Genomic DNA, 6770 nt, shown 5'->3' on the forward strand with positions numbered 1-6770 from the left:
TGGAACGGATCAAGAATTCTCTGGATTTCCCGCCGCGTGCCGCGTCAGCGGGGCAGTCGGCGCGCCAACCACAGGCGGTGGGCGAACAGCGCCCCGTAGCCGGCGAGGACCGCGCCGAGCACCGCCAGCGCGCCGGCGTCGGCGGAGCGGCGCGCGGCGTCCAGGAGCACGCCCAGCATCGCCGCCGCGACGATCAGGGAGACGTGGTTCGACGCCCAGAACACCACCGGCGTCATCCGCCCGGGGTCGAGGTCGCGCATCGCGCCGCCCCGGAGCTGACGGACGAGCCAGGCCGACAGCGGCGCGGTGGCGGCCATCGCGGCCCAGACCGGCCACGGCAGCCAGCCGAGCAGCGCGAGGGCGGTGAGCAGCGCGTACGCGAGCACCTGCGCGCCGACGATCAGGCGCACGGCCGGCCGGTAGCCGACGATGACCGGCAGCGTGCGCTTGCCGACCATCTCGTCCGAGCGGCGGTCCCCCAGGTTCATCACCATCATCCGTGCCACCTGGAGCACCGCGGTGGGCGCCAGCACGACCAGCAGCAGCACCGGCACGGCACCGGCCTGGAGCACCGCCGCGACGACGGGCCACAGGCCGTTGAGGATCGCCGCGACCGTCACCTCCCCCGCGCCCCGGTAGTTCAGCCGCAGCGGCGGGGCGGTGTAGAACCAGGCCAGCACCACGGCCGCGGTGGCGAGCACGCGCGCCTGCCAGGACGGCATGACGGCGACCATCAGCGTCGACGCGCCGAGCAGCACGAAGCTGGTGCCGAGCGACACGACGGGGGCGACCGACCCGTCCACGAGCGCCCGGCTGCCGCCCGTCCACGGGGTGAAGTAGACGTTCGCCCGGTCGGCCTCCAGGTCGAAGTACTCGTTGCAGTAGTGCGTCATCACGTGGACCGTCCACGCGAAGAGTTGCGCGACGGCGTACCACGTGAGGTCGAGCGGGTGGCCCTGGTGCACCGACACCGCCACGGCGAGGCCCACCGGCAGGACGTTGTAGAGCAGGAAGCGCAGCCGGGCCAGCCGGAGGAATCCCCGCCAGTCCGTCGCGTCCCGCCCGGCGGTGGGCTCGGCGGCGGATCGCCGGGCTGCCGGGATCGGCTGGGAGTCCCGTATCGAGGTCATGGGTCGGACGCCTCCCCCGTGGTCGGACCGTGACGGCAGCCTATATCCCGGAGGACGGACCCGTCCCCGGCCGCGTCAGTCGCGAATGGGACATCCGGCCTCGACCCGGCCGGCGTCGGCCCGGACCGGCAGGGTCAGACACCCAACGCTCCCTCCCTGGCCTCGTGCGCGCCGTCGTCGACGCCGACATCGGAGACCGTCCGGATGCGCCGGAAGGGGGAGACGAGCGCCAGCACCACCGGAATCAGGAAGCCCAGGCCGATGACGACCATCGTGGTCCGGCCGCCGAGCGTGTCTCCCATGAAGCCGGCGACGAGCGCACCGATGGGCAGGGTTCCCCACACCACGAATCGGATGGAGCCCGCCGTTCTGGCCATGAGGTGCGTCGGGGTGATCATCTGGCGGATGCTGATCACGTTTATGTTGAAGAGCGGCTCGGCGGCGTTGATCAGCGTGTACCCGAGCGTGATGACGGCGATGGCCAGGAGCGACGACCCACCGGAGGCCGCCAGGAGGATGCCGCCGACGCCGCCCGTGCACAGGGAGAGCACGATGCACCATCCCAGGCCGAGCCACTGGTTGACGCGGGTCACGACCAGGACACCGAGGAAGGAGCCCAGGCTTCCCACGAGGACGAGGACGGCGATGGTGGTGTTGCTCAGTTCCAGGTCGCGTGCGAGATAGATGAAGAAGATGGTTAGCAGGGCGTTGTGCAGCAGGTTCCAGGACGCGGCGAGAATGGCGTTCCAGCGGAGGAACTCGGTCTGGAAGATGAAGCGGAGCCCGGTCTTCAGGTCTCGCCAGATCGACGCGTCGCCCGCTGTCGGAGGCTTGTCGTCCGGGGCGCGGATCGCGTGCAGGAACAGGGCCGACGACACGAACGACAGCGCGTCGACAGCTATCGCGACAGGGGCGGACACGACCTTGAGCAGAACCGCGGCGAAGCCGGGCCCGGAGATGTTGGCAACGGAGCGGCTCGTTTCGAGCCACCGGTTGGCCGTCAGCAGCTCGCCGGGGCGGACAAGGGAGGTGAGGGCGCTCTGGTAGGCGATGTCGAAGAAGACGGTGCAGGCGCCCACGACGAAGGCGACGGCGAACATCCACTCGATGGTCAGGGCGTCCAGGAGCATCAGAACCGGCACCAGCGCCAGTGCCACCGCGCGGATCCAGTCCGTGATGACCAGCACCCGACGCGATCGCCAGCGGTCGATGAGCACACCGGCGAAGATGCCGAACAGCAGAAATGGCGCCCGCTCCAGCGCGGAGAGGATGCCGACCTCCGACGCGCTGGCCTCCAGCACCGAGAGCGCGGTCAGGGGAAACGCGATGAGGCTGACCTGCGAGCCCAGGACGGAGAGGGACTGCGCGCTCCACAGCCTGAGGAAGTTCGGACGTTCGGCAGCGAACGACCACCATTTCGTCTGACGGCCCGGCTCAGCAGACATGCACCCTCGACGGTGGAATCGACGCAGACCATGCCGATGGAATGACGATCGACCTTCCCTGACACCAGGAAGAATGTCCCATCAATCGGGCATTGTCAACGTCCCACCAACGACAGCGCTGGTCGAACTGCGGCGCGGCGGAGCACGGAGAGCGCGGCGTCGACCCGCCCCGGGCCGCGACGGCGGAAGGCGGCCGGTGCCGTTCAGCCGCCGGCTGCCTTGCGGGCCGGCCCTGATCGGCGGACCGGATGGTGTCGCTGAGGGGGCCGTGCGCAGCACCGGCACCACCGGGAGGCGGCCCGTCGGCCGCCTCCCGGTGCCGCTCAGCCGCCGATCGGGGGCCGGGCGGGGCCGTTGTCGATGAGCCGGAACGTGCTCAGCAGCGGGGCGTCGCCCAGCTCCTCGAGGATCAGGCCCCGGGCCGGAAAGTACTGGAGGTACGCCGAGCGGTTGCTGATCGCGTACGTCCCGTTGCCCTGGGACGTGATGGAGAACTGCTGGGTCTTCTTGGCCGCGTCGCACACCGCGCCCTCGACGGTCAGCGGTCGGGAGCCCTCCTGGTAGACCTGCCAGCAGGCCGGGTCGTCGTTGGCGGGGTGGCCGTCACGCTTGCCGTAGGACTTGATCAGGTACTTCCTACCGCCGATCGGAGTCAGGACGAAGAGCTGACGGCCGCTGTCGTCGTCGACCTCGACCAGCGCTCCCCCGTCGAGGGACAGCGCCCCCTCGAATGCCTGCACCCGGACGATGGTGACCTCGCGCTTGCCGGAGAGGACGCCACCGGCTGCGCCGGCCGGGGCCCCGCTCAGGGCGGTGCCGGCGAGGACGCCGGCGCAGCCCAGTGCCGCCGCGCCGGTGGCCCACTTCACCTTGGACATACGATTCTCCTCCCGTAGCTGACATCCCTAACACGCCTGTGGCCAATCGGCAGGTTCACGAGCCAACGAGATTTTTCGGACACCTTCCCGTCCGTCCGCCACGGAGCCGGGCCTCACCCCTTCGGCGGCACCCCGGCGACTCGCCTACCGGGAGTGCGGCGGCGCGGCGGCCCCCGGGGAGGGCGGCCTGGTGGACCTCGGTCGGAACTGGCGCCCTCCGACTCCGCCCGGGTCGTCAGCCGAGGTTGTCGTTCACGTAGTCGCGGGAGGCGACGAACCGCTCGACCGGGTCGCCGATCATCTGCCACGGCCACTCGGTGACCGTTCCGTCCAGCAGCGCGAACGCGCGCCAGGCGGCGTCGAACTCGTCGGCCAGCTCCAGCGCCATCGCGAAGGTCGCCAGCCGGGGCGCCCAGCCGGGGCCGGCGGGCACGTAGTCCGGGTGGAAGATCGAGTTGTCCGCCGCGGCGAGGAGTTCGGCGCAGACCTCCTCGGAGAGCATGTACTCCTTGTCCTCCCCCGCCTCGATGGTGAGCCACTTCTCCAGGTGGGCGACGGCCACCAGCTCGTGCAGGAGACTGTTGGGCCCGGCCGTCGCCGCGACGCCCCGGGCGAAGTCGAACATCTCCTCGTGGCTGCCGCACCACTTGTCACACAGATACTGCAACCGCTGCTCGTGCGCCACCACGTGCCCCGGGTGCAGGCGGATCACCGCCTCGAAGCGTTCCCTGGCCTCCACCGCCCCGACGCCCAGCCCTCGGGAGCTGGTGACCAGCCAGGCCCGCGCGGTCACGTTGTCGGGCTCGCGGTCGAGCACCTTGTGCAACACCGCCTCGGCGTAGCGCAACCGCTCGTGGAAGCCCCTGAACTGGGCGGCGCTGGTGTACTTCGCCCGCTTGCCGCCGCGCGCCTCCCAGGCCCAGTGCACGGCGTGGCAGCCGGCGACCAGCACGGGCAGGGTCGAGTCGGGTTCGGCGTCGATCCACTCGCCGATCCAGTCCTGGATCCCGTCGACCCCGCCGGCCGCCTCCATGAGGTAGGCCATCTCGTCCGGATCGGTCGCCATGTCGAACAGCTCCCGGGCGAACTTCCACCTGCGCTTCTCCAGCGCCCGGATCAGGGCCTTCCGGTGAGGGTCACCGTAGGTCGGGTCCAGCACCGGGTCCTTCGGTCGCTTCCTGAACGGCCACACGCAACCCAACTCCCATCCTGTACGCCCACCGGCGGCCGATACTAGGTGATCGAATTCGGTGGGGCCGACCTGCACCGCGCATCACCCCTGGTCACGCCCCGCGCCTGTGCATCCTCACTGCCGGGCTGACCGTAGTCGGATGCGAGTGGGCCCTCTGCCACCTCGGGCCCGCTGCGGAGCGGGGGGATCCCACCGATGGGTGGCGCGAGGGGGCCGGACCGCGATCTCGGCCTCGTCCGGGTGCCCGCCTTTGCTCCCGACAGCCGACCGGCCCGAATTTTCACTGACGACCGTCGATGTTGCCGGAGCGGATCCGGACGTGATGCAATAGCTCACATCGCCGCAGCACGGGGGCAACCGTGCTGGGAACGGCCAGCACGGGAGCATCGCAACGCCGGCAGCGCGTCGCCTCGGCAGACGCCCGCCTGCCGCATCGCCGGGCCATCTGCACGACGACGGGCACCTTGCCGAGCCGGCATCCTTGCCCGCCGTACGTATCCCCCGGACCCGTGTCACCGCGACGGCCGACGCCCTCGACGTCTGACACACCGGGGACGTCCGATGCGGTCTGCCAGTGCACGAGAACCGGCGACGAGATGAGAAGCAACCATGACTCTTCGAGAGAGCTTCGCGGGGTGGTACCGGCACCGCCTGGCGGGGGTGGCGGTGGTCCTGGCGGTGACGGCCGGGGCGGTCGTACTGGCCGACCGAGCCGTTCCCGAGCCGGCGCAGGCGGACCTGCAAGGACAGATCGTGGCCCGGATGCGCACCACGCTCGAACAGGCGGACCCGGGGCAGCACCAGCACGCCGGGCACGGCGCTCAGCAGGCGGCCACCAAGGACGAGAAGCCGCCGGTGGTCTGTGGGATCCGCGTCTACGGCTACGAACCGGCCGAGGTCACCGCGCTCGCCGACGTGCGGACCGTCTACGGCTTCCACCTCTGCGGGGTCGCCGAGCGGGGACGCCCCTGGGACGTGGCGGTCAAGCTGGCCGGCCCGCTGATCATGGACATGTCCACCGATCCACCGGGCATCCAGGTGGTCGAGGCGACCGCCGACGTGATGTTCGTCGACCGGCTACGACAGATGTTCCCGGACAGGTACGCGGAGCTGGCACAGCGGGAGGCGTTGGAGCGGTCGGAGATGGCCGACCTGCGCCGCCGGTACGACACCGCAGCCGGGCTGTGACCGGGCCGGAGGGCCGGACGGGGTGGCGGCTCCGGTCAACTGGATCCAAAACGAACCATAGATAGATCAATGTTGATATTTCAGGTTACAAATGCAATAGTTGCTTGGGAGCGTTCCCATCTCGATCTCCAGTACCGAGAAACGGAGGATGAACCGTGCTTTCACCCAAGCCCAGTCATGCTGGCGGACCATCCCGGTCGGCCGGCCGCCAGTCCCTCCAGGTGCTCGTCCTCCTGGTCGCCGTGGTGGCCGCCACGCTGCCCTGGACCAGCGCGGCCCAGGCCCACGGCACCATCATCAACCCGGCGACCCGCGCCTATCAGTGCTGGAAGACCTGGGGCAGCCAGCACACGAACCCGGCCATGCAGCAGCAGGACCCGATGTGCTGGCGGGCGTTCCAGGCCAACCCCGACACCATGTGGAACTGGATGAGCGCGCTGCGGGACGGCCTCGGCGGCCAGTACCAGTCCCGCACCCCGGACGGACAACTGTGCAGCAACGCCCTCTCCAGGAACGACGCCCTGAACCAGCCCGGAGCGTGGAAGACGACCACCGTCGGCCGCAACTTCACGGTCCAGATGTACGACCAGGCCAGCCACGGCGCCGACTACTTCCAGGTCTACGTCACCAAACCCGGGTTCAACCCGGCCACCCAGCGCGTCGGCTGGGGCAACCTCGACCTGGTCACGACGACCGGGCGCTACGCGCCGGCGCAGAACATCTCGTTCAACGTCTCGGTCCCCGGACGCACCGGCAACCACGTCCTCTTCGTGATCTGGAAGGCGTCGCACATGGACCAGACCTACATGTGGTGCAGCGACGTCACCATCGTCTGACCGGCAGGACCGGCAGCCGCAGCACGATCCGGCCCAGGGCGTCCGCGCCCTGGGCCGGGCTCTCCTTCCGGGCGCTCCCCAGCCACCCCCGCCTTCAGGGC

General features: G+C 70.1%; 6 protein-coding genes. 2 read left to right on the forward strand and 4 right to left on the reverse strand.

All coding sequences use genetic code 11. The features are described from left to right. Nucleotides 1-44 precede the first annotated feature (44 nt). From LPU43_RS20920 to LPU43_RS20935, 4 genes are all read right to left on the reverse strand, one after another. Nucleotides 45-1130, reverse strand: a complete 1086-nt coding sequence (locus LPU43_RS20920) for a prenyltransferase (protein ID WP_229402185.1) — start codon at nucleotides 1128-1130, stop codon at nucleotides 45-47. Nucleotides 1131-1264: 134 nt separating this feature from the next. Beyond that, complete coding sequence (locus LPU43_RS20925; RefSeq protein ID WP_229402186.1) at nucleotides 1265-2575, reverse strand: MFS transporter; 1311 nt, start codon at nucleotides 2573-2575, stop codon at nucleotides 1265-1267. 323 nt (nucleotides 2576-2898) lie between these two features. Then, nucleotides 2899-3453 carry an RICIN domain-containing protein gene (locus tag LPU43_RS20930; protein WP_229402187.1) on the reverse strand — a complete coding sequence of 185 codons (555 nt, stop codon included), beginning with the start codon at nucleotides 3451-3453 and terminating at the stop codon, nucleotides 2899-2901. 235 nt (nucleotides 3454-3688) lie between these two features. Next, nucleotides 3689-4612, reverse strand: coding sequence for a DUF4034 domain-containing protein (locus tag LPU43_RS20935; RefSeq protein WP_229402188.1), 924 nt, complete (start codon nucleotides 4610-4612; stop codon nucleotides 3689-3691). A 642-nt stretch (nucleotides 4613-5254) separates the two neighbouring features. Between LPU43_RS20935 and LPU43_RS20940 the strand changes: the two genes are divergently transcribed. Beyond that, nucleotides 5255-5833 (forward strand): hypothetical protein, encoded by a 579-nt coding sequence (locus LPU43_RS20940; RefSeq protein WP_229402189.1) that lies wholly within the window; start codon nucleotides 5255-5257, stop codon nucleotides 5831-5833. 155 nt (nucleotides 5834-5988) lie between these two features. Next, complete coding sequence (locus tag LPU43_RS20945) at nucleotides 5989-6669, forward strand: lytic polysaccharide monooxygenase auxiliary activity family 9 protein (RefSeq protein WP_229402190.1); 681 nt, start codon at nucleotides 5989-5991, stop codon at nucleotides 6667-6669. Nucleotides 6670-6770 lie beyond the last annotated feature (101 nt).

The organism is Micromonospora okii, from assembly GCF_020884795.1.
In the GTDB taxonomy this organism is placed as follows: Bacteria; Actinomycetota; Actinomycetes; order Mycobacteriales; family Micromonosporaceae; genus Micromonospora; species Micromonospora okii.